Here is a 23273-nt window from a genome sequence, read left to right as displayed (position 1 = left end):
AGCGCGGTGGTCCCACCTGACCCCATGCCGAACTCAGAAGTGAAACGCCGTAGCGCCGATGGTAGTGTGGGGTCTCCCCATGTGAGAGTAGGGAACTGCCAGGCATCAAATTGCAGTAAGCCGGGGTGACAACCGGTGGTCATAAAGCGAAAAAATTCGGTGGAGCGGTAGTTCAGTCGGTTAGAATACCTGCCTGTCACGCAGGGGGTCGCGGGTTCGAGTCCCGTCCGTTCCGCCACTTATTTAACATTAAGCCTGCTCAGATAGCAGGCTTAGTGGTAAGAAAGCTTTAGGGGCGTAGTTCAATTGGTAGAGCACCGGTCTCCAAAACCGGGTGTTGGGAGTTCGAGTCTCTCCGCCCCTGCCATTTATAAGAATCCTTTGCTCAGGCAAAGGATTTTTTTTCATCTCTACTATCCATCTGCAATATCCCTATTCAAAATACCTTGCTCCTCTCCGTCCATGGAGAGTACCGCTTATTCCAGGATAGGGCTTTTCAGGATCTCGTGGATCTGCGCCTGCTTATCGCTATTTTGTAACCAGATCGCATAGAGTGGGCGGGACAGCGTAGCGCTGTCCATGACCGTATGTAACCCATGCTTCTCTTTCGCCCAGCGAACAGGTAGCCAACAGCAGCCGCTCAGACGCGATAATTGCTGATAGATCAGTTCAGCTGAAGAGGTAGTGAGCAGCGGAACATCATCGCTTCCTATCAGACCCACTTCGTTTTGCTGAAAATCGGGCCCCCATTCAAGGCGCAAGTAGTTCAATTCATTTCTGTTTTTTGCAGGCGATGTGCAATACAGGGCAAGAGTAAAATTACCCAACAGCTGGCTGCTTAATTCATCCATCTTCGGCGATTCGGTGGTGATCAGCAGATCCAACTGGCGTTCGTGAAGCTGTTTAACCAGCGACTGCCGCTGCGCGATACGCGCTTCAAACTGGAGATTGTAAGGTGCGCTGTAGAGGGTGCCGAGCCAGCCATTAAGCATGCATTCCCACAGCGAGGCGCTGGCCCCGATGGAGAATTCATTATGTCGCGAAGAGTGTGCGACCTCCTTGCGCGCAGCCTGCCAGGTATTCATTAGCGTTTCGGCGTAGGGCAGGAGCTTTTCTCCGGCGGTCGTCAGGCGAATGTTATTACGATGTCGGGTGAACAGGTTCACACCAAGTTGATTTTCCAGCTGACGAATACGAAAGCTGACCGCTGACTGCGTCAGGTAAAGCGCCTCTGCTGCTCGCCCAAAGTGACGAGTTCTGCTCACTTCCAGGAAAGTCTTGAGCAATTCCGTATCCACACCGTTCTCCACAAAATTATTTGTCGTGATGATTTAAATGTTTTGTTTGACGCTCTGTCAAGCGTAACTAATACTCCGCGCCATAAATAGCTCGGCCAAAGAATCAGGAGCGTGTAGGATGGCGGAAAGCTTTACGACGACTAATCGTTTTTTCGACAATAAAAATTATCCACGCGGGTTCTCCCGTCACGGTGATTTCACCATCAAAGAGGCGCAACTGCTGGAACGTCATGGTTATGCCTTTAACGAACTGGAACTGGGTAAACGCGAACCTGTTACCGATGATGAAAAACAGTTTGTCTCGGTGTGCCGTGGTGAGCGTGAGCCGGTAACGGAAGCAGAACGCGTATGGATTAAGTATATGGCGCGCATCAAGCGGCCGAAGCGTTTCCATACTCTTTCCGGCGGCAAACCGCAGATGGAAGGCGCTGACGATTACACCGAAAGCGATGACTAAGAAAAAAGGGCGTAAGCCCTTTTTTTACGCCATCATTTTCTGCAGATGGTTTAGCATCCGGTCTATCGCCCGATAGCTGAGCGCCTCCTGCAAATGACGGCGTTCAATCTCTTCAGCCTCTGCCAGATCGGCAATGGTTCTCGCCACCTTTAACAGACGCTGCCAGGCTCGTATAGAGAGGCCCAGCTGCGTTAGCGTCTGTTCCAGCCAGACAGCGTCCTCCCGCCGTAAGTGGCAGCAGCTCTTCATTTCACGATTCTCAAGATGCGCATTGAGCTTATTTTGTCTGAGCATTTGCCGTTCGCGCGCCGCCAGCACCCGTTGTCGGACCGTTGCGCTAGACTCTTCGCCCTGCGTGCCCTGGCTCAGTATCCCTGGCGGCGGCAGCGGGATCTCTAAGGAGAGATCGAAGCGGTCAAGGAAGGGGCCTGACAGACGTCCCAGATAACGTAATGTCTGCTCAGGCGATGTACGATTATGTTTGCCCTGATAATGCCCTGTCGGGCTTGGGTTCATTGCCGCGATAAGCTGAAAGCGCGCCGGATAGTCAATTTTGGCGCGCGAGCGTGATATATGGATCTTGCCTGACTCAATGGGTTCGCGCAGCGCATCCAGTACACGCCGCTCAAACTCCGGCAGCTCATCAAGAAACAGCACGCCATTATGGGCCAGGGAAATCTCACCGGGGACCGGTATCGAGCCGCCGCCCACCATCGCTGCCAGCGAAGCGCTATGATGAGGTGCGCGAAACGGCCTCTGACGCCACCGGGTCTTCGCGGTATGCAGATTGACCAGGCTCTGAATGGCCGTGCTCTCCAGGGCTTCCTGATTGCTTAATGGCGGCAGGAGACCGGGTAGCCGGCTGGCAAGCATGGTTTTCCCGGTGCCGGGTGGGCCGATCAGGAGCAGGTTGTGACCCCCGGCGGCCACAATCTCCAGCGCTCGCTTGCCCTGCTGCTGGCCGATAACATCGCGCAGATCTTCGCCGCGTTCATCAACGGTGGGTGCCTCGGCGAGAGGCGGCGAAAGCGATGTCTGCCCCGCGAGAAAAGCACACACCTCCTGCAGATGGTCGGCGACCAGGCAATCGCTGCCGCCGATCAGGCCGACCTCAGCCGCATTATCAGCGGAGACGACGATGCGCCGGCCGGCTTTGATGGCTTCCATTGCGCTGGGGATCGCCCCTGGAACGCCGCGTAACCCACCTGTGAGGGCGAGTTCGCCCACAAACTCATATTGATTCAGTCGCGTCGTGTTGAGCTGCTCTGAGGCAACGAGAAGCGCGAGAGCGATAGGTAGATCGTATCGCCCGCCCTCTTTAGGCAGATCCGCTGGCGCCAGGTTAATGGTTATTTTCTTCGCAGGGAAAGCGTAGCCGCTGTTGATCAGGGCGCTGCGAACCCGGTCACGGGCCTCTTTCACGGTGGTCTCCGGCAGTCCGACCATAGTCAGGCCGGGCAGACCGTTGCTGAGATGAACCTCGACAGTAATCAATGGCGCTTCGATACCGAGCGCCGCGCGGGTATAGACGATGGCGAGCGACATAAAACCTCCTGGACCAGGAAGGATTATGGCTGACCTGTGTTAAAACGGGATCGGTAATAGTCAGAAGTTAGGACCATAAATCCATACTTTTCGCGCTATATCATTACATTTAGCCGAAACTGGAAGTTCGCTCGCAAAACAGAGCGGCGTTGGGAAGGAGGGTGCAAAAGAGCGCGGCAGGCGAGAGAAAACTGAGTTTTTTTCATCTTCGAATTTTTTCATATAAAACAATTATTTTTGCTGAAACTGTTAGGCTGCTCAGCAACAGAGATATAAAAAAATCTTGTGTTTTATGTGATGTCTGTGGTACCTCTTTAGGTATTCCTTCGAACAAGAAGCCAGAAAGTACAGAAAATGACAGCCCTTCTACGAGTGATTAGCCTGGTCGTGATTAGCGTGGTGGTGATTATTATCCCACCGTGCGGGGCTGCACTTGGACGAGGAAAGGCTTAATAATCAAGCCTTAACGAACTAAGACCCCCGCACCGAAAGGTCCGGGGGTTTTTTTATAACTGAAATAACCTAAGCGAGGAGCAGATGATGACTTTTAGCATAAAATTCTGTTTCTCCCGATTTATGACGGGGAACTAACTATGAATGGCGCGCAGTGGGTGGTACATGCTTTGCGGACACAGGGGGTCGACACCGTTTTTGGCTATCCGGGTGGCGCAATTATGCCGGTTTACGATGCACTGTATGACGGCGGCGTGGAGCACCTGCTGTGCCGGCATGAGCAAGGGGCAGCCATGGCGGCCATTGGTTATGCGCGAGCAACCGGTAAAACCGGGGTTTGTATCGCGACTTCCGGCCCGGGCGCAACCAACCTGATCACCGGCCTGGCGGACGCTTTGCTTGACTCCATCCCCATTGTCGCTATCACCGGCCAGGTGGCCGCACCCTTCATCGGCACGGATGCGTTCCAGGAGGTAGACGTTCTCGGTTTGTCACTGGCCTGTACTAAGCACAGTTTCCTCGTGCAGTCTCTGGACGAGCTGCCGCGGGTCATTGCTGAAGCTTTCCAGGTGGCAAACTCAGGCCGTCCAGGCCCGGTGCTGGTTGATATCCCTAAGGATATTCAGATGGCGCAGGGCGATCTCGATCCCCATTTCTCTATGGTCGCCGATGAGATGGCATTCCCGCAGGCGGAAGTGGCTCAGGCTCTGCAGATGCTGGCTCAATCGCAGCAACCGATGCTGTATGTTGGCGGCGGGGTCGGCATGGCGCAGGCGGTACCGGCGCTGCGCGAATTCCTCGCAGTGACCCGGATGCCGGCGACCTGCACCCTGAAAGGGCTGGGCGTGGTGGACGCCGATTACCCGTATTATCTCGGCATGCTGGGAATGCACGGCACCAAGGCGGCCAATCTGGCGGTACAGGAGTGCGATCTGCTGATCGCTGTCGGCGCGCGCTTTGACGATCGCGTGACCGGCAAGCTCAACACCTTCGCGCCGCATGCCAAAGTGATCCATATGGACATCGATCCGGCGGAGCTGAACAAGCTGCGCCAGGCGCACATTGGTCTGACCGGCGATCTGAACCGCTTGCTGCCGGCGCTGCAGCAGCCGTTAGCGATCGATGGCTGGCGCGAGCGGAGTGCCGCACTGCGTGCCGATCACGCCTGGCGTTACGATCATCCCGGTGAGGCTATCTACGCGCCGCTGCTGCTGAAACAGCTTTCCGACCGCAAGCCGGCGGACAGCGTGGTGACAACCGACGTAGGCCAGCATCAGATGTGGTCGGCTCAGCATATGACCTATACCCGCCCGGAAAACTTCATCACCTCCAGCGGCTTAGGCACCATGGGCTTTGGCCTGCCGGCCGCCGTTGGTGCCCAGGTGGCGCGCCCTAACGATACGGTGATCTGTATCTCTGGTGACGGCTCCTTCATGATGAATGTGCAGGAGCTGGGCACCGTAAAACGCAAGCAGTTACCGCTGAAGATCGTATTACTCGACAACCAGCGGTTAGGGATGGTTCGACAATGGCAGCAGCTGTTTTTCCAGGAACGTTATAGCGAAACCACTCTGACTGATAACCCTGATTTCCTCACGCTGGCCAGCGCCTTCGGTATTCCTGGCCAACACATCACCCGTAAAGACCAGGTTGAAGCGGCACTCGACACCATGCTTTCGAGCCAGGGGCCATACCTGCTTCATGTCTCAATCGACGAACTTGAGAATGTCTGGCCGTTGGTGCCGCCCGGCGCCAGTAACTCTGAAATGCTGGAGAAATTATCATGATGCAACATCAGGTCGCTTTACAGGCACGTTTCAACCCGGAAACCTTAGAGCGCGTGCTGCGCGTTGTCCGTCACCGTGGTTTTCAAATCTGCGCAATGAACATGGAAACCGCAGCGGACGCACAGAACATAAATATCGAATTGACCGTTGCCAGCCCGCGGCCCGTCGAATTACTGTTTAGTCAATTAAGTAAACTGGTCGACGTTGCCTGCGTCGAGATCCAGCAACCCACATCACAACAAATCCGCGCCTGAGCGCAAAGGAAGAAAAATGACGACGAAAAAAGCTGATTACATCTGGTTCAATGGCGAGATGGTTCCGTGGGGCGAAGCGAAAGTTCATGTGATGTCCCATGCGCTGCACTATGGCACCTCGGTATTCGAAGGCATCCGTTGCTACGACTCGCACAAAGGCCCGGTGGTGTTCCGTCATCGCGAACATATGCAGCGTCTGCATGACTCAGCCAAAATTTATCGTTTCCCGGTCTCCCAGAGCGTCGACGAACTGATGGAAGCCTGCCGCGAAGTCATTCGCACTAATAATCTGACCAGCGCTTATATCCGCCCGCTGGTGTTTGTTGGCGATGTCGGCATGGGGGTAAACCCGCCTCCGGGTTACAACACTGACGTGATCATCGCGGCGTTCCCGTGGGGAGCCTACCTCGGCGCAGAAGCGCTGGAGCAGGGGATCGATGCCATGGTCTCTTCCTGGAACCGCGCGGCGCCGAACACCATCCCGACGGCGGCGAAAGCCGGCGGCAACTATCTCTCCTCGCTGCTGGTTGGCAGCGAAGCGCGTCGCCATGGCTACCAGGAAGGTATCGCCCTCGACGTTAACGGCTATATCTCTGAAGGCGCTGGCGAAAACCTGTTTGAAGTGAAGGACGGCGTGCTGTTCACTCCGCCGTTTACCTCTTCCGCGCTGCCGGGCATTACCCGCGACGCCATCATCAAGCTGGCGAAAGATCTCGGTATTGAAGTCCGCGAGCAGGTATTGTCCCGTGAATCACTGTACCTGGCGGATGAAGTCTTCATGTCCGGCACCGCGGCGGAAATCACCCCGGTACGCAGCGTGGATGGCATCCAGGTCGGCGCAGGCCGTCGCGGTCCGGTCACCAAACGCATTCAGGAAGCCTTCTTTGGCCTCTTCACCGGTGAAACAGAAGATAAATGGGGCTGGTTGGATCCGGTAAGTAAGTAATTAAAAATGGGACGGCACGCACCGTCCCATTTAATAAACACAGATGGGAGTAAAAAGAGCATGCCTAAGTACCGTTCCGCCACCACCACACATGGCCGCAATATGGCGGGCGCCCGCGCGTTGTGGCGCGCAACCGGGATGACCGATGCCGATTTCGGCAAACCGATTATCGCCGTCGTTAACTCCTTTACCCAGTTTGTTCCTGGGCACGTGCACCTGCGCGACCTTGGCAAACTGGTTGCCGAGCAGATTGAAGCCGCCGGTGGCGTGGCCAAAGAATTCAACACCATCGCAGTGGATGATGGGATCGCCATGGGCCACGGGGGTATGCTCTATTCACTGCCATCCCGCGAGCTGATCGCCGACTCGGTGGAGTACATGGTTAACGCCCATTGTGCGGATGCGATGGTCTGTATCTCCAACTGCGACAAAATCACCCCGGGGATGCTGATGGCTTCCCTGCGCCTGAACATTCCGGTGATCTTTGTGTCCGGCGGCCCGATGGAAGCCGGGAAAACCAAGCTGTCAGATAAAATCATCAAGCTCGACCTGGTGGATGCGATGATCCAGGGGGCGGATCCGAAAGTGTCCGACGAGCAGAGTAATCAGGTGGAACGGTCCGCCTGTCCGACCTGCGGCTCCTGTTCCGGGATGTTCACCGCCAACTCCATGAACTGCCTGACCGAAGCGCTGGGTCTGTCGCAGCCGGGTAACGGCTCTCTGCTGGCGACCCACGCCGATCGTAAGGAGCTGTTCCTTAACGCCGGGAAACGTATCGTTGAGCTGACCAAACGCTATTACGAGCAGGATGACGCTTCCGCGCTGCCGCGCAATATCGCCAGCAAGGCGGCCTTTGAGAACGCCATGACGCTGGATATCGCCATGGGCGGTTCCACCAACACCGTTCTGCACCTGCTGGCGGCGGCGCAGGAAGCTGAAATCGACTTCACCATGAGCGATATCGATAAGCTTTCCCGCAAAGTGCCGCAGCTGTGTAAGGTGGCGCCGAGCACGCAGAAATACCATATGGAAGATGTGCATCGCGCCGGCGGCGTGCTGGGCATTCTGGGCGAGCTGGACCGCGCCGGGCTGTTGAATCGCGAGGTCAAAAACGTTCTCGGCCTGACGCTGCCGCAGACCCTGGAACAGTACGATGTGATGGTGACCCAGGACGACGCGGTGAAAAAAATGTTCCGCGCCGGGCCGGCGGGCATCCGTACCACCCAGGCGTTCTCGCAAGACTGCCGCTGGGATACGCTGGATGACGATCGCGCCGAAGGCTGTATCCGTTCTCTGGAACACGCTTACAGCAAGGACGGCGGCCTGGCGGTACTGTACGGCAATTTCGCGGAAAACGGTTGTATCGTGAAAACCGCCGGCGTGGACGACAGCATCCTGAAATTTACCGGTCCGGCGAAAGTGTATGAGAGCCAGGACGATGCGGTTGAGGCCATCCTCGGCGGTAAAGTCGTTGAAGGCGACGTCGTGGTGATCCGCTACGAAGGGCCGAAAGGCGGGCCGGGGATGCAGGAGATGCTTTACCCCACCAGCTTCCTGAAGTCGATGGGGCTGGGCAAAGCCTGCGCGCTGATCACCGATGGCCGTTTCTCCGGCGGCACCTCAGGGCTTTCTATCGGTCACGTCTCACCGGAAGCAGCGAGCGGCGGCAACATCGCGCTCATTGAAGATGGCGACATGATCGCGATTGATATTCCGAACCGCAGCATTCAGCTGCAGCTGAGCGATGCGGAAATTGCGGCGCGTCGTGAAGCCCAGGAAGCGCGTGGCGACCAGGCGTGGACGCCGAAAAATCGCCAGCGTCAGGTCTCCTTTGCCCTTCGCGCCTACGCCAGCCTGGCGACCAGCGCCGACAAAGGCGCGGTTCGCGATAAATCGAAACTGGGTGGCTAATCATGGCGGATTCACAACCCCTGTCCGGCGCCCCTGAGGGCGCCGAATACCTGAGAGCAGTGCTGCGCGCGCCGGTTTATGAAGCGGTGCAGAAAACGCCGCTGCAAAAAATGGACAAACTCTCTTCTCGCCTGGATAACGTTATTCTGGTGAAGCGCGAAGATCGCCAACCGGTACACAGCTTTAAGCTGCGCGGCGCCTACGCGATGATGTCCAGCCTGACCGCGGAACAGAAATCCCACGGGGTGATCACCGCCTCGGCGGGCAATCATGCCCAGGGCGTGGCGTTCTCCGCATCGCGGCTGGGCGTTAAGGCGCTGATCGTGATGCCGGTAGCGACCGCCGACATCAAAGTGGATGCCGTTCGCGGCTTTGGCGGCGAAGTGCTGCTGCATGGCGCCAACTTTGACGAAGCGAAGGCGAGGGCGATTGAGCTGGCGCAGCAGCAGGGCTTTACCTGGGTGCCGCCGTTCGATCACCCGATGGTCATCGCCGGTCAGGGAACCCTGGCGCTGGAGCTGCTGCAGCAGGATGCCCACATCGACCGCGTGTTCGTCCCGGTGGGCGGCGGCGGCCTGGCGGCAGGCGTGGCGGTTCTGATCAAGCAGCTGATGCCGCAGATCAAAGTGATCGCGGTGGAAGCGGAAGATTCGGCCTGCCTGAAGGCGGCGCTGGACGCCGGTCATCCGGTGGACCTGCCGCGCGTCGGCTTGTTTGCCGAAGGCGTGGCGGTCAAACGCATCGGCGATGAAACCTTCCGTCTGTGCCAGGAGTATCTGGACGACATCATCACCGTCGACAGCGACGCTATTTGCGCGGCGATGAAGGATCTGTTCGAAGATGTGCGGGCGGTGGCAGAGCCTTCCGGCGCGCTGGCGCTGGCGGGGATGAAGAAATATATCGCTCAGCACAATATTCGCGGCGAGCGACTGGCTCACATCCTGTCCGGGGCCAACGTCAACTTCCACGGTCTGCGCTACGTGTCTGAGCGCTGCGAGCTAGGGGAACAGCGCGAAGCGCTGCTGGCGGTGACGATCCCGGAAGAGAAGGGCAGCTTTCTGAAGTTTTGCCAGCTGCTGGGGGGCCGCTCGGTGACGGAGTTCAACTACCGCTTTGCCGATGCCAAAGACGCCTGTATTTTTGTCGGGGTACGTCTGAGTCGTGGGCTGGAGGAGCGGAAAGAGATCCTCCAGTTACTGAACGATGGCGGCTACAGCGTCGTTGACCTTTCCGATGATGAAATGGCCAAGCTCCATGTGCGCTATATGGTCGGCGGCCGACCGTCCAAAGCGCTGCAGGAGCGGCTGTTCAGCTTCGAGTTTCCGGAATCGCCGGGGGCGCTGCTGAAGTTCCTGCACACCCTCGGCACCCACTGGAATATTTCGCTGTTCCACTACCGTAGCCACGGCACCGACTATGGTCGGGTTTTGGCGGCCTTCGAGCTGGGCGAGCACGAGCCGGACTTTGAAACTCGTCTCAATGAGCTGGGCTATGAGTGCCACGACGAAACGCATAACCCGGCATTCCGCTTTTTCCTCGCGGGTTAGTGGTTGGGAAGAATTTTCCAGAAAGCATCAATAAGCGGCTCATGCAGCCGCTTTTTTTGTGCGCAAACGCCCAGCTCAAACGGCGTTTGCTCATCGCTGCGCTCCAGGATCATCACCCTGTTGCGTACCGGCTCCGGACTGTTCTCCAGCACCACCTCCGGCAGCAGCGCCACGCCGCATCCCAGGGCGACCATCGACACCATCGCTTCGTGCCCGCCGACGGTGGCGTAGATCGACGGATTGCTGATTTTATGCCGCCGAAACCACAGCTCGATGCGCCGACGTACCGGCCCCTGGTCGGCCATGATAAAGGGCACTGTCGACCAGTCGGGGCGCTCGACGGTCACCTGGTTGCGCACCGGGCAGGGAAGGGCCGGGGCAATTAACACCACGGCGAGGTTCTCCAGCATCGAAAACGCCACCGACCCTGGCAGAGTCTCCGGCTTACCGGCAATCGCCAGGTCGGCTTCGCCGGTGACCACCTTCTCCATGGCGTCGGCGGCGTCGCCGGTCGACAGCTTGATCTCCACCGAGGGGTGCGCGGCGCGAAAGCGGTCGAGGATCGGCGGCAGATGGCTATAGGCGGCGGTGACGGAGCAGAAGATGTGCAGCTCGCCGGAGAGCGAAGGGCCCTGCTGATCGATGACGTGACGAAGCTGCTGATACTGCAGTAAAGTCTGTTGGGCAAAGGTACGTAACTCTTCCCCGGCTTCGGTAAGGGTCACCGTGCGATTATCTCGCACGAACAGCGGCTGGCCGAGGTCCTCTTCCAGACGCTGGATCTGGCGCGAAAGCGTCGACGGGCTGACATGCATGGCCCGCGCGCTGCGGCCAAAATGGCGGCTTTCCGCCAGATGCAGAAAGGTTTTCAGATCGCGTAAATCCACGGCGCGTACTCCCCGGTTTTGTATTTCATAAAATGCAACGTGACGTTGTGAATATATCAATTTCCGCAATAAAATTCCTGTCATATAGTAAGTTCATTCTCGCAAAAGCGAACCGAACAATAAGCACGACACAACATCACGGAGTTACAGACATGGCTAACTACTTTAATACACTGAACCTGCGCCAGCAGCTGGCACAGCTGGGCAAATGCCGCTTTATGGCGCGCGACGAATTCGCCGATGGCGCAAGCTACCTTCAGGGTAAAAAAGTGGTCATCGTCGGCTGCGGCGCGCAGGGCCTGAACCAGGGTCTGAACATGCGTGACTCCGGCCTGGATATCTCCTATGCGCTGCGCAAAGAAGCGATCGCCGAGAAGCGCGCCTCCTGGCGTAAAGCGACCGAAAACGGCTTCAAAGTCGGCACTTATGAAGAGCTGATCCCGCAGGCGGACCTGGTGGTTAACCTGACTCCGGACAAACAGCACTCTGACGTTGTGCGCTCCGTACAGCCGCTGATGAAAGACGGCGCGGCGCTGGGCTACTCCCACGGTTTCAACATCGTGGAAGTGGGCGAGCAGATCCGTAAAGACATCACCGTGGTGATGGTGGCGCCGAAGTGCCCGGGTACCGAAGTGCGTGAAGAGTACAAACGCGGTTTCGGCGTACCGACGCTTATCGCGGTACATCCGGAAAACGACCCGAAAGGCGAAGGCATGGCCATTGCGAAAGCATGGGCGGCGGCGACCGGCGGCCATCGTGCGGGCGTGCTGGAATCTTCCTTCGTTGCCGAAGTGAAATCTGACCTGATGGGCGAGCAGACCATCCTCTGCGGCATGCTGCAGGCGGGTTCTCTGCTGTGCTTCGACAAGCTGGTGGCGGAAGGTACCGATCCGGCGTATGCAGAAAAACTGATTCAGTTCGGCTGGGAAACCATCACCGAAGCGCTGAAGCAGGGCGGCATCACCCTGATGATGGATCGCCTCTCTAACCCGGCGAAACTGCGCGCTTATGCGCTCTCCGAGCAGCTGAAAGAGATTATGGCACCGCTGTTCCAGAAACACATGGACGACATCATTTCCGGCGAATTCTCCTCCGGTATGATGGCGGACTGGGCGAACGATGATAAGAAACTGCTGACCTGGCGTGAAGAGACTGGTAAAACCGCGTTCGAAACCGCGCCGCAGTATGAAGGTAAAATCGGCGAGCAGGAGTACTTCGATAAAGGCGTTCTGATGATCGCGATGGTGAAAGCGGGCGTTGAGCTGGCCTTCGAAACCATGGTGGCCTCCGGCATCATCGAAGAGTCCGCGTACTACGAATCACTGCACGAGCTGCCGCTGATCGCCAATACTATTGCCCGTAAGCGTCTGTACGAGATGAACGTGGTTATCTCTGATACCGCTGAATATGGTAACTACCTGTTCTCTTATGCTTGCGTACCGCTGCTGAAAGAGTTCATGACCACCCTGCAGACTGGCGACCTGGGTACGGCGATTGCCGAAGGCGCGGTAGACAACGCTCAGCTGCGTGATGTTAACGAAGCCATTCGCAGCCACGCTATTGAGCAGGTTGGTAAGAAACTGCGCGGTTATATGACCGATATGAAGCGTATCGCGGTAGCCGGCTAATTCCTCGTCGTCTTTCGACTTGCCGATGCGTTGGCTACGGTACGTACACCCCAGTCACATAGTAATCTATGTTCACGGGGATGTACTTCCTTGCCGCCTTCCGGCAAGCCGAAATCCATAGAGGAATGGATTTGTTTAATAGGCCTGATAAGCGAAGCGCCATCAGGCAAAAACCCGGAGATTAAGATCCCCGGGTTTTTTATTATTTCCGGTACAGCACTTTGATGATGTGGTAGCCGAACTGGGTATGCAGCGGGCCGGTTGGCTCCAGCACCGGGCAGGAGAAAACCACTTTATCGAACGCCGGCACCATCTGGCCCTGGCGGAACTCACCTAAATCACCGCCGCGTTTGCCTGATGGGCAAATGGAGTGCTTCTTCGCCAGCTTACCGAAGTCGGCGCCGTTTTTAATCTGCTCCAGAAGATCCAGAGCCAGTTTCTCTTCTTTAACAAGAATATGCAGTGCTGCTGCTGTTTTTGCCATGATCGTGCCTTGAATAGGTTGAGATAAATCGGGGCGCAATATACCACGCGTCAGCGGCGATAAAGCACCTTAATGATATGGTAGCCAAATTTGGTTTTTACCGGACCGTAGGGCTTGAGAAGTGGGCAGCTAAAGACCGCCTGATCGAATGGGCCGACCATCGCGCCTTGCTGAAACTCCCCCAGATCGCCGCCGTTACGCCCGGACGGGCATTTCGAATAGCGCTTCGCCAGATGATCGAAGCTGATGCCGCGTTCCAGTTTGGCAAGGATCTCCTGGGCCAGTTTCTCTTCTTTGACCAGGATATGCAGGGCTGCTGCGGTCTTTTTCATGGTTCTGCTCTACGGGTTAATCGCGATTTCTTCACTTTACCATCAGTCGGTAAATCTCGGCTCCGCTTTCTGCTACAATCCCCACCCCGTTCGAAGATTGAGCAAGACTCCCATGCGTTTAAACCCTGGCCAACAACAAGCCGTCGAATTTGTAACCGGACCGTGCCTGGTGCTGGCGGGCGCCGGCTCCGGTAAGACCCGCGTGATCACCAATAAAATCGCCCACCTGATCCGCGGCTGCGGCTATCAGGCGCGCCATATCGCGGCCGTGACCTTTACCAACAAAGCCGCGCGCGAGATGAAAGAGCGCGTTGGGCAAACGCTGGGGCGCAAAGAGGCGCGCGGGCTGATGATTTCCACCTTCCACACTCTGGGGCTGGATATCATCAAGCGGGAATACGCCGCGCTGGGCATGAAGTCTAACTTCTCCTTATTCGACGATACTGACCAGGTGGCGCTGCTCAAAGAGCTGACCGAAGGGTTGATCGAAGATGACAAAGTGGTGCTCCAGCAGTTGATCTCGACGATCTCCAACTGGAAAAACGATCTGAAAACCCCGGCGCAGGCCGCCGCGGGTGCGAAAGGCGAACGGGATCGCATTTTCGCCCACTGCTATGGGCTGTACGATGCGCATATGAAGGCCTGCAATGTCCTCGATTTTGACGATCTGATCCTGCTGCCGACGCTGCTGCTGCAGCGCAACGAGGAGGTGCGCGAACGCTGGCAGAATAAGATCCGCTACCTGCTGGTGGATGAGTATCAGGATACCAACACCAGCCAGTATGAGCTGGTGAAGTTGCTGGTGGGCCAGCGGGCGCGTTTTACCGTGGTAGGCGACGATGACCAGTCGATCTACTCGTGGCGCGGCGCGCGGCCGCAGAACCTGGTGCTGCTCAGCCAGGACTTCCCGGCGCTGCAGGTTATAAAGCTTGAGCAGAACTATCGCTCCTCCGGGCGTATTCTGAAAGCCGCTAACATTCTGATCGCCAATAACCCGCACGTTTTTGAAAAGCGGCTGTTCTCTGAGCTGGGATATGGCGCTGAGCTGAAAGTGCTCTCCGCCAACAATGAAGATCATGAAGCGGAGCGCGTGGCCGGGGAGCTGATCGCCCACCACTTCATTAATAAAACCAATTACAAAGACTACGCGATCCTTTATCGCGGCAATCACCAGTCGCGGGTCTTTGAAAAGATGCTGATGCAGAACCGCATCCCGTACAAAATCTCCGGCGGCACGTCGTTCTTCTCGCGCCCGGAAATTAAAGATCTGCTGGCCTATCTGCGCGTGCTGACCAACCCGGACGACGACAGCGCCTTCCTGCGTATCGTGAATACACCGAAGCGCGAGATCGGCCCGGCGACGCTGCAAAAGCTCGGTGAGTGGGCGATGGGCCGCAACAAAGGATTGTTCACCGCCAGCTTTGATATGGGTCTCAGCCAGACGCTGACCGGGCGCGGGTATGAATCACTCACCCGCTTCACCCACTGGCTGCGTGAGATCCAGCAGCTGGCCGAACGCGAGCCGGTCAACGCCGTGCGCGACTTGATCCGCGGAATTGACTACGAATCCTGGCTTTATGAAACCTCGCCCAGCCCGAAGGCCGCAGAAATGCGTATGAAAAACGTCAACCAGCTGTTCACCTGGATGACCGAGATGCTGGAAGGCAGCGAAATCGATGAGCCAATGACCCTGACGCAGGTGGTCACCCGCTTTACGCTGCGCGACATGATGGAGCGCGGTGAATCGGATGAAGAGCTGGATCAGGTGCAGCTGATGACTCTCCATGCCTCAAAAGGGCTGGAATTCCCGTATGTTTACCTGGTGGGAATGGAAGAGGGATTGCTCCCGCACCAGAGCAGCATTGATGAAGATAATGTCGATGAAGAGCGCCGGTTAGCCTACGTGGGCATCACCCGCGCGCAGAAAGAGCTGACCTTTACGCTCTGTAAGGAGCGCCGGCAGTATGGTGAGGTGGTGCGCCCGGAACCGAGCCGTTTTCTGCTGGAGCTACCCCAGGACGATCTGATTTGGGAGCAGGCGCGCAAAGTGATTACCGCTGAAGAGCGAATGCATAAAGGACAGGCTAACGTGGCGAACATTCGCGCCATGCTGGCAAAAGCTAAAGAGAAAGGATAGCGATAAGCTGGCCGGGTAAGGCGAAGCCGCCGCCCGGCAATGTTCAGCGTATTACTTCACCTCAAGCACCCAGTGCACATAGCTCTGCCACTGGCATTCCTGTTCGATCAGCTCAGCCCCAAGCGGGTGATTATCCAGCCAGTTTTCCGGCAGCGTCAGGGACAGTTTTTCATCATCGGCCACAAGATTGATGGCGGGCAGCAAATCGTCACGCCGCCGGCTGGCAAAGAGGATCGCCAGTCGCAGCAGGCGACAAAGATGTTCGGCAACTCGCGGCGGGACGGCATTCTGCTGATGAAGCGATGAGAGGTCGATGGCGTTAGTCTGGTTAAGCAGCAGCGTCGCAATCAGCTTCTTCTGCGCCGGGGTAAAGCCGGGCAGGTCGAGATTATTGACCAGATAGGCCGCGTGCTGCGGCGCGCGCTTAAAATCCACGCTCAGGCCAATTTCATGCAATGCACAGGCGCTGAGGAGCAAGTCGCGGCTTAGCGGATCCAGCTCCCAGCTGCCGTCCAGCTGGCTGAGCAGGTGGCTGGCGAGACCAGCGACGCGCTGGGCCTGTTCGGTGTCGATCATAAAACGACGCTGAATATTACGCAGAGTGCGGCTGCGGATGTCCTGTTCAACGGAGAGATGCAGCATGCCGTACACCAGACCTTCACGTAACGCGCCGCCCGCGAGGGTCATACACTGAATATTCAGTTCGCTGAAGATAGCGATAAGGATCGCCAGCCCGCTCGGAAACACCAGTGCTCGCTCAAGGGTTAAGCCTTCGATCTCCAGCTCTTCCAGGCGTCCGCACTGAATGGCGCGCTGTTTAAGCTGCTGGAGTTTGGTCAGGGTGATCCGCTCATCCATCCCCTGCGCCATCATAATTTCCTGCAGAGCCTGAACGGTGCCGGAGGCGCCAACGCACACTTTCCATCCGTGATAGCGCAGCACATCGGCGACGGGCAGCAGCACCTCACGCGCGGCCGCCTCGGCAAGATCGAAATTTTCTTTCGTCAGGCTGCGATCGGCGAAATAGCGTTCAAGCCAGGTCACACAGCCCATCGACAGGCTAAATAGCGAGGTCGTTTGCGCGCCGGTTCCGGTCACCAGTTCGGTGCTGGCGCCGCCGATATCGACCACCAGACGCTGATCGGCGCCGCCGGTGGTGTGGGCGACCCCCTGATAAATCAGACGCGCTTCTTCTTCGCCACTAATGACCTGTACCGGACTGCCGAGGATCTCCTGCGCTTTCGCCAGAAATTCGCCGGCATTGACGGCAAGACGCAGCGTGGCGGTGGCCACGACGCGGATTTGCGCCGGCGGAATATCCTGCAGGCGTTCGGCAAACAGGCGTAAGCACTGCCAGCCGCGCTCCATCGCTTCTGCGGAGAGCGTGTTGTCGCTATTCAGGCCGGCGGCAAGACGGACTTTGCGCTTAATGCGGCTCAGCGTCTGGATACTGCCAGCCACCTCGCGCACCACCAACATATGAAAACTGTTGGAGCCCAAATCAATGGCGGCATACAGCGAGGTGGAGCTCATGCTCTTCATCGTTCAGAAGGCTCCCTGGTCGACGGGGCGCTTGTGCCCAATCCGTGTAACTGAGCGGGTTGCCGGGGAAGCGCGCCCTGGCACATTCTGAATGATTGAGCGTATAGCATAGATTTCTTAACCTGAACGACGACGATTGCGCGGTGGACCGTTGCGGCGCGGGCCGTTGCCTGGGCGAGCACGGGTCAGGCGCAGCGGCTTCGGCAGATCGGTCATCAGCGCGTCCGGGTTGTACTTGCTGACCGGAATTGAGTGACCAATATAGGTTTCGATAGCCGGCAGGTTCAGCGCATACTCTTCGCAGGCGAGGCTGATGGAGTGACCGCTGGCGCCAGCGCGACCGGTACGGCCAATGCGGTGAACGTAATCTTCGCAATCGTCTGGTAGATCGTAGTTAAAGACGTGGGTCACGGCCGGAATGTGCAAGCCACGAGCGGCAACGTCAGTCGCGACCAGGATATCGAGGTCGCCGCGGGTAAATTCTTCGAGAATACGCAGACGTTTTTTCTGCGCCACGTCGCCGGTCAGCAGACCTACGCGATGGCCGTCGGCGGCGAGATGGCCCCAGATATCTTCACAACGATGCTTGGTATTGGCGAAGACGATGGCGCGATCGGGCCACTCTTCTTCCAGCAGCGTCTGCAGCAGGCGCATTTTTTCTTCGTTGGACGGGTAGAAGAGCTCTTCTTTAATACGGTGGCCCGTTTTCTGTTCCGGCTCGACTTCAACGTACTCGGCGTTGTTCATTTGTTCGAACGCCAGTTCGCGTACGCGATAGGAAAGGGTCGCGGAGAACAGCATGTTCAGACGCTGAGTGGCCGGCGGCATGCGGCGGAACAGCCAGCGGATATCTTTAATAAAGCCGAGATCGTACATGCGATCGGCTTCGTCCAGCACGACGACCTGAATGGCGCCGAGGTTAATGTGGTTTTGCTTCGCGTAATCGATCAGACGACCGGTGGTGCCGATCAGAATGTCGACGCCGCTTTCCAGCACTTTCAGCTGCTTATCGTAGCCGTCGCCGCCGTAAGCCAGACCCAGCTTCAGACCGGTGGCCTGCGCCAGCGGTTCAGCGTCCGCGTGGATCTGTACCGCCAGTTCACGCGTCGGCGCCATAATCAGCGCGCGCGGCTGGTTTACCTGGCGATCGGCGATAGCCGGGTGAGAGAGAAGATAATGAAACGTCGACGTCAGGAACGCCATCGTTTTACCGGTACCGGTTTGCGCCTGCCCGGCGACATCGCGGCCTTCCAGCGTCAGCGGAAGGGCGAGGGCCTGAATAGGTGTGCAATTATGAAACCCTTTCTTTTCAAGGGCTTCAATGACTGCCGGGTGCAGGGCGAAGTCGGAAAACTTCTGTTCTGTTAAATGTGTTTTGCTCATAGTGTGGTAGAATATCAGCTAACTATTGCATTAAGAAAGCGTATCCGGTGAAATAACGTCAACCTTTCGTTGGCGGTGTGCGAAATTATTCAAGGTACGTCTACGGTAACTGAACGAATCCAGGATAGCTTAGACCACTAAGCGAGTCGGGAGCGATAAATCTGCAGCATGCAGTTCGCGTTCGGGCAACCCTGGCGTCAAAAGGTGGGTCCATGATGGATCGCGCCAGTTGGCAGACCAGAGAATTGAGGTATCCTGAAGAATAGCGTGCATAACGTAGCTGCAGCGCGTCGTTGATGGCTACGACACCAACACACCAGGCTTATTCCTGTGGAGTTAAATATGAGCGATAAAATTATTCACCTGACTGACGACAGTTTTGACACGGACGTACTCAAGGCTGACGGGCTGACCCTCGTCGATTTCTGGGCAGAGTGGTGTGGTCCGTGCAAAATGATCGCCCCGATTCTGGATGAGATCGCTGAAGAGTATCAGGGCAAACTGACCGTAGCTAAGCTGAACATCGACCAGAACCCGGGTACCGCGCCGAAGTACGGCATTCGCGGCATCCCAACCCTGCTGCTGTTCAAAAACGGCGAAGTGGCGGCCACCAAAGTTGGCGCCCTGTCCAAGGGTCAGCTGAAAGAGTTCCTCGACGCCAACCTGGCGTAAGCGAATTGCTGTTCCGGCGTCCAGATTCCTATTTTTTGCGGAACTCTGGACGCCCGGCTGGAGTCGTGCTAAGTTAATCCACAGACTTCGTTTTAAACATACCTTGTTTGAATCTTGTTTTACCCGAAGCATCCCGCAAAAAAATGCGCGTGAAGCTATTAATTCCGGGCTTTTCACTCATTCCGTCTAGTCGTTTCAGTTCTGCGTTCTTTCCTGTGACCAGGCAACGTACAGACACGAGATGAAGGCCGTTAACAGGCATGGAAGTTCCTGCCATACCATTCACAACATTAAGTTCGAGATTTACCCCGAGTTTAAGAACCCACACCACTATGAATCTTACCGAATTAAAGAATACGCCGGTTTCTGAGCTGATTACTCTCGGCGAAAATATGGGGCTGGAAAATCTGGCTCGTATGCGTAAGCAGGATATTATTTTTGCCATCCTCAAGCAGCATTCGAAGAGTGGCGAAGATATCTTTGGCGACGGCGTACTGGAGATACTGCAGGATGGATTTGGATTCCTCCGCTCCGCAGACAGCTCCTACCTCGCCGGCCCTGACGACATCTACGTATCCCCCAGCCAAATCCGCCGTTTCAACCTCCGCACTGGTGACACCATTTCCGGTAAGATTCGTCCTCCGAAAGAGGGTGAGCGTTACTTTGCGCTGCTGAAAGTTAACGAAGTTAACTACGACAAGCCGGAAAACGCCCGTAACAAGATCCTGTTCGAGAACTTAACGCCGCTGCACGCGAATTCTCGTCTGCGTATGGAGCGTGGTAACGGTTCTACCGAAGACTTAACCGCTCGCGTACTGGATCTGGCTTCCCCGATTGGCCGCGGCCAGCGTGGTCTGATCGTCGCGCCGCCGAAAGCCGGTAAAACCATGCTGCTGCAGAACATCGCGCAGAGCATCGCTTACAACCATCCGGACTGCGTGCTGATGGTGCTGCTGATCGACGAACGTCCGGAAGAAGTGACCGAGATGCAGCGTCTGGTCAAAGGTGAAGTCGTTGCTTCCACCTTCGACGAACCGGCATCCCGTCACGTTCAGGTTGCTGAGATGGTTATCGAGAAAGCGAAACGTCTGGTTGAACACAAGAAAGACGTTATCATCCTGCTCGACTCCATTACCCGTCTGGCGCGCGCCTACAACACCGTGGTCCCGGCTTCCGGTAAAGTGCTGACCGGTGGTGTGGACGCTAACGCCCTGCACCGTCCGAAGCGTTTCTTCGGCGCAGCGCGTAACGTTGAAGAGGGCGGTAGCCTGACCATCATCGCCACGGCGCTGATCGACACTGGCTCCAAAATGGATGAAGTTATCTACGAAGAGTTTAAAGGCACCGGTAACATGGAGCTGCACCTCTCTCGTAAGATTGCTGAAAAACGCGTCTTCCCGGCTATCGATTACAACCGTTCCGGTACGCGTAAAGAAGAGCTGCTCACCACTCAGGAAGAGCTGCAGAAAATGTGGATCCTGCGCAAAATTATCCATCCGATGGGTGAGATCGACGCGATGGAATTCCTCATTAATAAACTGGCAATGACTAAGACGAATGATGACTTCTTCGATATGATGAAGCGCTCGTAAGGTAAAAAAAGCCAGAAACGCCACGCCTTTGCGTGGCGTTTTCATTTTGGGATTTGTATGATCCAGAGACAGAGAAAGCGGGACGAAAGTTGTCGTATAATGGCGCCGGACAGCAGGCGGAGACAGCTTTAACAGACTAAAATCTATACAATAAATTTGTAATGTTCTGCTTTTCCCCTTCTGGAGTTGGGGCATCATCGCTATACTTCCCGGATTAACTATGCTGAGAGCACATGCGTTGTGAATTTACTCACTGCTATTACTGAATTAATCAGTATTTTCTTATTCACGACCCTCTTTATTTTTGTCGCGCGGAAAGTGGCAAAAAAGATTGGGTTAGTGGATAAACCAAACTATCGCAAACGGCATCAGGGGTTGATTCCGTTGGTCGGTGGTATCTCAGTTTATGCAGGCATCTGTTTTACCTTCGCTATCGCCGATTATTATATTCCTCACGCCTCGCTGTATCTGGCCTGTGCGGGGGTATTGGTGCTGGTTGGTGCGCTGGACGATCGCTTTGACATCAGCGTGAAAATTCGCGCGGTCATTCAGGCCGCGATCGCCGTGATTATGATGATGGCAGGGAATCTGCATCTGAGTAGTCTGGGCTTTATTTTTGGCTCGTGGGAGCTGGTGCTGGGGCCCTTCGGCTTCTTCCTTACTCTGTTTGCCGTCTGGGCCGCCATCAATGCGTTTAATATGGTCGATGGGATTGACGGTCTGCTCGGCGGCCTGTCATCGGTCTCCTTTGCGGCGACCGGGATCATCCTTTGGTTTGATGGCCAGTACAGCCTGGCGATGTGGTGTTTTGCGATGATCGCCGCCATTCTGCCCTATATTCTTCTTAATCTTGGCGCCCTCGGCCGCCGCTATAAAGTTTTTATGGGTGACGCCGGCAGCACCATGATTGGCTTCACCATCATCTGGATCCTGCTGGAAACCACCCAAGGTAAAACGCATCCCATCAGCCCGGTCACTGCGCTGTGGATTATCGCTATCCCGTTGATGGATATGGTGGCGATTATGTATCGCCGCCTGCGTAAAGGCATGAGTCCTTTCTCACCGGACCGGCAGCATATTCATCATTTGATCATGCGCGCCGGGTTTACTTCCCGCCAGGCGTTCGTCCTGATTACCCTGGCCGCTGCCCTGCTGGCGCTGGTTGGCGTCGCGGCGGAATATACCCGCATTGTGCCGGAATGGGTGATGTTAATTCTCTTTTTGGTGGCCTTCTTCCTTTATGGCTACTGTATTAAGCGCGCCTGGAAAGTGGCGCGTCTGGTTAAGCGCATCAGACGCAGAATTCGGCGACACAGCGGCAATAATCCGAAACTAACCAAGTAAAGCTGGGGATGTGATGACTCAACCATTACCGGGAGCACAAGCAGTGAACGTTGAGAACGAGCTGGATATTCGCGGGCTGTTTCGCGCTTTATGGGCAGGAAAAGGCTGGATAGTCGGCGGCGCTGTTCTCTTCGCCGCTATCGTGTTGGTGTACACCTTCTTTGCTCGCCAGGAGTGGAGCGCCACGGCGATCACCGATCGGCCTACTGTCAACATGTTGGGGGGGTACTATTCCCAGCAGCAGTTCTTACGCAATCTGGATATCAAAGCCGACCTGGCCTCGGTGGATCAGCCTTCCGCCATGGATGAAGCGTATAAAGAGTTCATCATGCAGCTGGCCTCCTGGGACACCCGGCGTGATTTCTGGCTGCAAACGGACTACTACAAGCAGCGCCAGTCGGGTAATGCTCGCGCCGATGCGGCGATGCTGGATGATTTGATTAACAATATCCAGTTTATGCCCGGCGATGCGGCCAAGAGCGTCAATGACAGCGTCAAACTGACTGCCGAGACTGGGCAGGATGCCAATAATTTGCTGCGCCAGTATGTGGCTTTCGCCAGCCAGCGGGCGGCCGGCCATCTTAACGACGAACTCAAAGGCGCCTGGGCGGCGCGGACGGTGCAAATGAAGGCGCAGGTGAAGCGCCAGGAGGAGGTGGCCGAGGCTATTTTCAACCGCCGGACCCACAGCGTGGAGCAAGCGCTGAAGGTCGCTCAGCAGCATAACATCTCACGCAGCGAAACGGATGTTCCTGCCGATCAGTTGCCGGATTCAGAGCTATTTTTATTGGGCAGGCCGATGCTGCAGGCCAGACTGGAAAACCTGCAGGCCGTCGGACCGGAATATGACCTCGATTACGACCAGAATCGCGCCATGCTGAGCACGTTGAACGTCGGTCCAACGTTGGACCCGCGTTTTCAGACTTACCGGTATTTGCGAACGCCGGAAGAACCTGTAAAACGCGATAGCCCGCGCCGTGTATTTCTGATGGTGATGTGGGGGATTGTGGGTGCGCTCATCGGCGCAGGCGTGGCGTTATCGCGTCGTCGTGTCCTGTGATTGCGGCCTGTGGT

At 56.5% G+C, this 23273-nt stretch carries 21 protein-coding genes, 2 tRNA genes and 1 rRNA gene; 17 read left to right on the top strand and 7 right to left on the bottom strand.

The window, feature by feature from the left end:
- The 3 genes from rrf to ACQUTP_RS24200 form a co-directional block, all read left to right on the top strand.
- Nucleotides 1-104: ribosomal RNA gene (gene rrf, locus ACQUTP_RS24210) — 5S ribosomal RNA — on the top strand; the annotation flags it as partial.
- Between the two features lie 57 nt (nt 105-161).
- Nucleotides 162-238 (top strand) — tRNA-Asp (locus ACQUTP_RS24205).
- A 53-nt stretch (nt 239-291) separates the two neighbouring features.
- A tRNA-Trp gene (locus ACQUTP_RS24200) sits at nt 292-367 on the top strand.
- A 109-nt stretch (nt 368-476) separates the two neighbouring features.
- On the opposite strand, the gene hdfR is transcribed toward ACQUTP_RS24200, so the two are convergent.
- On the bottom strand, nt 477-1298 hold the full coding sequence (gene hdfR / locus ACQUTP_RS24195) for an HTH-type transcriptional regulator HdfR (RefSeq protein ID WP_004886879.1): 822 nt from the start codon (nt 1296-1298) through the stop codon (nt 477-479).
- A 118-nt stretch (nt 1299-1416) separates the two neighbouring features.
- On the opposite strand from hdfR, the gene ACQUTP_RS24190 reads away from it, so the two are divergent.
- A complete protein-coding gene (locus tag ACQUTP_RS24190; RefSeq protein ID WP_004886877.1) occupies nt 1417-1755 on the top strand; it encodes a DUF413 domain-containing protein in 339 nt (112 codons plus the stop codon).
- Between the two features lie 24 nt (nt 1756-1779).
- On the opposite strand, the gene ACQUTP_RS24185 is transcribed toward ACQUTP_RS24190, so the two are convergent.
- Nucleotides 1780-3300 carry a YifB family Mg chelatase-like AAA ATPase gene (locus ACQUTP_RS24185; RefSeq protein ID WP_080848150.1) on the bottom strand — a complete coding sequence of 507 codons (1521 nt, stop codon included), beginning with the start codon at nt 3298-3300 and terminating at the stop codon, nt 1780-1782.
- Between the two features lie 354 nt (nt 3301-3654).
- On the opposite strand from ACQUTP_RS24185, the gene ilvL reads away from it, so the two are divergent.
- The 7 genes from ilvL (at nt 3655) to ilvA (ending at nt 10198) form a co-directional block, all read left to right on the top strand.
- The gene (ilvL, locus tag ACQUTP_RS24180; protein WP_001311244.1) at nt 3655-3753 is read left to right on the top strand and encodes an ilv operon leader peptide; all 99 of its coding nucleotides are present in this window, start codon (nt 3655-3657) and stop codon (nt 3751-3753) included.
- A gap of 84 nt (nt 3754-3837) precedes the next feature.
- Entirely contained in the window at nt 3838-3891 is a 54-nt protein-coding gene (gene ilvX / locus ACQUTP_RS24175; protein ID WP_201281575.1) for a peptide IlvX, read from the top strand.
- Nucleotides 3892-3893: 2 nt separating this feature from the next.
- Nucleotides 3894-5540, top strand: a complete 1647-nt coding sequence (gene ilvG, locus ACQUTP_RS24170; RefSeq protein WP_004886873.1) for an acetolactate synthase 2 catalytic subunit — start codon at nt 3894-3896, stop codon at nt 5538-5540.
- Entirely contained in the window at nt 5537-5794 is a 258-nt protein-coding gene (gene ilvM, locus ACQUTP_RS24165; RefSeq protein WP_004886870.1) for an acetolactate synthase 2 small subunit, read from the top strand. Before ilvG ends, ilvM begins: the two co-directional genes overlap by 4 nt.
- 16 nt (nt 5795-5810) lie before the next feature.
- Nucleotides 5811-6740, top strand: a complete 930-nt coding sequence (ilvE, locus tag ACQUTP_RS24160; protein ID WP_002883171.1) for a branched-chain-amino-acid transaminase — start codon at nt 5811-5813, stop codon at nt 6738-6740.
- Nucleotides 6741-6800: 60 nt separating this feature from the next.
- Nucleotides 6801-8651, top strand: a complete 1851-nt coding sequence (gene ilvD / locus ACQUTP_RS24155; RefSeq protein WP_002883173.1) for a dihydroxy-acid dehydratase — start codon at nt 6801-6803, stop codon at nt 8649-8651.
- A gap of 2 nt (nt 8652-8653) precedes the next feature.
- Entirely contained in the window at nt 8654-10198 is a 1545-nt protein-coding gene (gene ilvA, locus ACQUTP_RS24150; RefSeq protein ID WP_002883174.1) for a threonine ammonia-lyase, biosynthetic, read from the top strand.
- Here the strand turns inward: ilvA and ilvY are convergent.
- On the bottom strand, nt 10195-11085 hold the full coding sequence (gene ilvY, locus ACQUTP_RS24145; RefSeq protein ID WP_002883176.1) for an HTH-type transcriptional activator IlvY: 891 nt from the start codon (nt 11083-11085) through the stop codon (nt 10195-10197). The genes ilvA and ilvY overlap by 4 nt on opposite strands.
- 152 nt (nt 11086-11237) lie before the next feature.
- Between ilvY and ilvC the strand changes: the two genes are divergently transcribed.
- On the top strand, nt 11238-12713 hold the full coding sequence (gene ilvC, locus ACQUTP_RS24140) for a ketol-acid reductoisomerase (RefSeq protein WP_002883178.1): 1476 nt from the start codon (nt 11238-11240) through the stop codon (nt 12711-12713).
- Between the two features lie 202 nt (nt 12714-12915).
- Here the strand turns inward: ilvC and ppiC (ACQUTP_RS24135) are convergent, their stop codons facing one another.
- Together ppiC (ACQUTP_RS24135) and ppiC (ACQUTP_RS24130) are read right to left on the bottom strand one after the other, a co-directional pair.
- Nucleotides 12916-13197 (bottom strand): peptidylprolyl isomerase PpiC, encoded by a 282-nt coding sequence (gene ppiC / locus ACQUTP_RS24135; RefSeq protein WP_004886861.1) that lies wholly within the window; start codon nt 13195-13197, stop codon nt 12916-12918.
- Between the two features lie 50 nt (nt 13198-13247).
- Nucleotides 13248-13529 (bottom strand): peptidylprolyl isomerase PpiC, encoded by a 282-nt coding sequence (gene ppiC / locus ACQUTP_RS24130; RefSeq protein WP_004886860.1) that lies wholly within the window; start codon nt 13527-13529, stop codon nt 13248-13250.
- A 112-nt stretch (nt 13530-13641) separates the two neighbouring features.
- On the opposite strand from ppiC (ACQUTP_RS24130), the gene rep reads away from it, so the two are divergent.
- Nucleotides 13642-15666: a DNA helicase Rep gene (gene rep, locus ACQUTP_RS24125; protein ID WP_004886858.1), complete on the top strand. Its 2025-nt coding sequence runs from the start codon at nt 13642-13644 to the stop codon at nt 15664-15666.
- Nucleotides 15667-15717: 51 nt separating this feature from the next.
- On the opposite strand, the gene gppA is transcribed toward rep, so the two are convergent.
- Complete coding sequence (gene gppA, locus ACQUTP_RS24120; RefSeq protein ID WP_023319439.1) at nt 15718-17208, bottom strand: guanosine-5'-triphosphate,3'-diphosphate diphosphatase; 1491 nt, start codon at nt 17206-17208, stop codon at nt 15718-15720.
- A 117-nt stretch (nt 17209-17325) separates the two neighbouring features.
- The gene (rhlB, locus tag ACQUTP_RS24115; RefSeq protein ID WP_002883222.1) at nt 17326-18591 is read right to left on the bottom strand and encodes an ATP-dependent RNA helicase RhlB; all 1266 of its coding nucleotides are present in this window, start codon (nt 18589-18591) and stop codon (nt 17326-17328) included.
- Between the two features lie 342 nt (nt 18592-18933).
- Between rhlB and trxA the strand changes: the two genes are divergently transcribed.
- The 4 genes from trxA (at nt 18934) to wzzE (ending at nt 23259) form a co-directional block, all read left to right on the top strand.
- On the top strand, nt 18934-19263 hold the full coding sequence (gene trxA / locus ACQUTP_RS24110; protein ID WP_002883224.1) for a thioredoxin TrxA: 330 nt from the start codon (nt 18934-18936) through the stop codon (nt 19261-19263).
- A 332-nt stretch (nt 19264-19595) separates the two neighbouring features.
- Complete coding sequence (gene rho / locus ACQUTP_RS24105) at nt 19596-20855, top strand: transcription termination factor Rho (protein ID WP_002883293.1); 1260 nt, start codon at nt 19596-19598, stop codon at nt 20853-20855.
- Nucleotides 20856-21095: 240 nt separating this feature from the next.
- On the top strand, nt 21096-22199 hold the full coding sequence (gene wecA / locus ACQUTP_RS24100) for a UDP-N-acetylglucosamine--undecaprenyl-phosphate N-acetylglucosaminephosphotransferase (RefSeq protein WP_004886849.1): 1104 nt from the start codon (nt 21096-21098) through the stop codon (nt 22197-22199).
- A 13-nt stretch (nt 22200-22212) separates the two neighbouring features.
- Nucleotides 22213-23259, top strand: a complete 1047-nt coding sequence (wzzE, locus tag ACQUTP_RS24095) for an ECA polysaccharide chain length modulation protein (RefSeq protein ID WP_004886846.1) — start codon at nt 22213-22215, stop codon at nt 23257-23259.
- The last annotated feature ends 14 nt before the right edge of the window (nt 23260-23273 follow it).

It is taken from the genome of Klebsiella sp. 2-CIP_Kleb. (genome assembly GCF_050378715.1).
Classification (GTDB): Bacteria; Pseudomonadota; Gammaproteobacteria; order Enterobacterales; family Enterobacteriaceae; genus Klebsiella; species Klebsiella quasipneumoniae.
The sequence above is the reverse complement of the archived record's forward strand: the minus strand, read 5'-3'. Positions and strand labels throughout refer to the sequence as shown.

Bases quoted from the DNA above. Each gene is read 5' to 3' on its own strand.
- ACQUTP_RS24190 (WP_004886877.1), top strand. From the start codon at position 1,417: ATGGCGGAAAGCTTTACGACGACTAATCGTTTTTTCGACAATAAAAAT.
- ACQUTP_RS24185 (WP_080848150.1), bottom strand. From the start codon at position 3,300: ATGTCGCTCGCCATCGTCTATACCCGCGCGGCGCTCGGTATCGAAGCG.
- ilvL (WP_001311244.1), top strand. From the start codon at position 3,655: ATGACAGCCCTTCTACGAGTGATTAGCCTGGTCGTGATTAGCGTGGTG.
- ilvG (WP_004886873.1), top strand. From the start codon at position 3,894: ATGAATGGCGCGCAGTGGGTGGTACATGCTTTGCGGACACAGGGGGTC.
- ilvM (WP_004886870.1), top strand. From the start codon at position 5,537: ATGATGCAACATCAGGTCGCTTTACAGGCACGTTTCAACCCGGAAACC.
- ilvE (WP_002883171.1), top strand. From the start codon at position 5,811: ATGACGACGAAAAAAGCTGATTACATCTGGTTCAATGGCGAGATGGTT.
- ilvD (WP_002883173.1), top strand. From the start codon at position 6,801: ATGCCTAAGTACCGTTCCGCCACCACCACACATGGCCGCAATATGGCG.
- ilvA (WP_002883174.1), top strand. From the start codon at position 8,654: ATGGCGGATTCACAACCCCTGTCCGGCGCCCCTGAGGGCGCCGAATAC.
- ilvC (WP_002883178.1), top strand. From the start codon at position 11,238: ATGGCTAACTACTTTAATACACTGAACCTGCGCCAGCAGCTGGCACAG.
- ppiC (WP_004886861.1), bottom strand. From the start codon at position 13,197: ATGGCAAAAACAGCAGCAGCACTGCATATTCTTGTTAAAGAAGAGAAA.
- ppiC (WP_004886860.1), bottom strand. From the start codon at position 13,529: ATGAAAAAGACCGCAGCAGCCCTGCATATCCTGGTCAAAGAAGAGAAA.
- rep (WP_004886858.1), top strand. From the start codon at position 13,642: ATGCGTTTAAACCCTGGCCAACAACAAGCCGTCGAATTTGTAACCGGA.
- gppA (WP_023319439.1), bottom strand. From the start codon at position 17,208: ATGAAGAGCATGAGCTCCACCTCGCTGTATGCCGCCATTGATTTGGGC.
- rhlB (WP_002883222.1), bottom strand. From the start codon at position 18,591: ATGAGCAAAACACATTTAACAGAACAGAAGTTTTCCGACTTCGCCCTG.
- trxA (WP_002883224.1), top strand. From the start codon at position 18,934: ATGAGCGATAAAATTATTCACCTGACTGACGACAGTTTTGACACGGAC.
- rho (WP_002883293.1), top strand. From the start codon at position 19,596: ATGAATCTTACCGAATTAAAGAATACGCCGGTTTCTGAGCTGATTACT.
- wzzE (WP_004886846.1), top strand. From the start codon at position 22,213: ATGACTCAACCATTACCGGGAGCACAAGCAGTGAACGTTGAGAACGAG.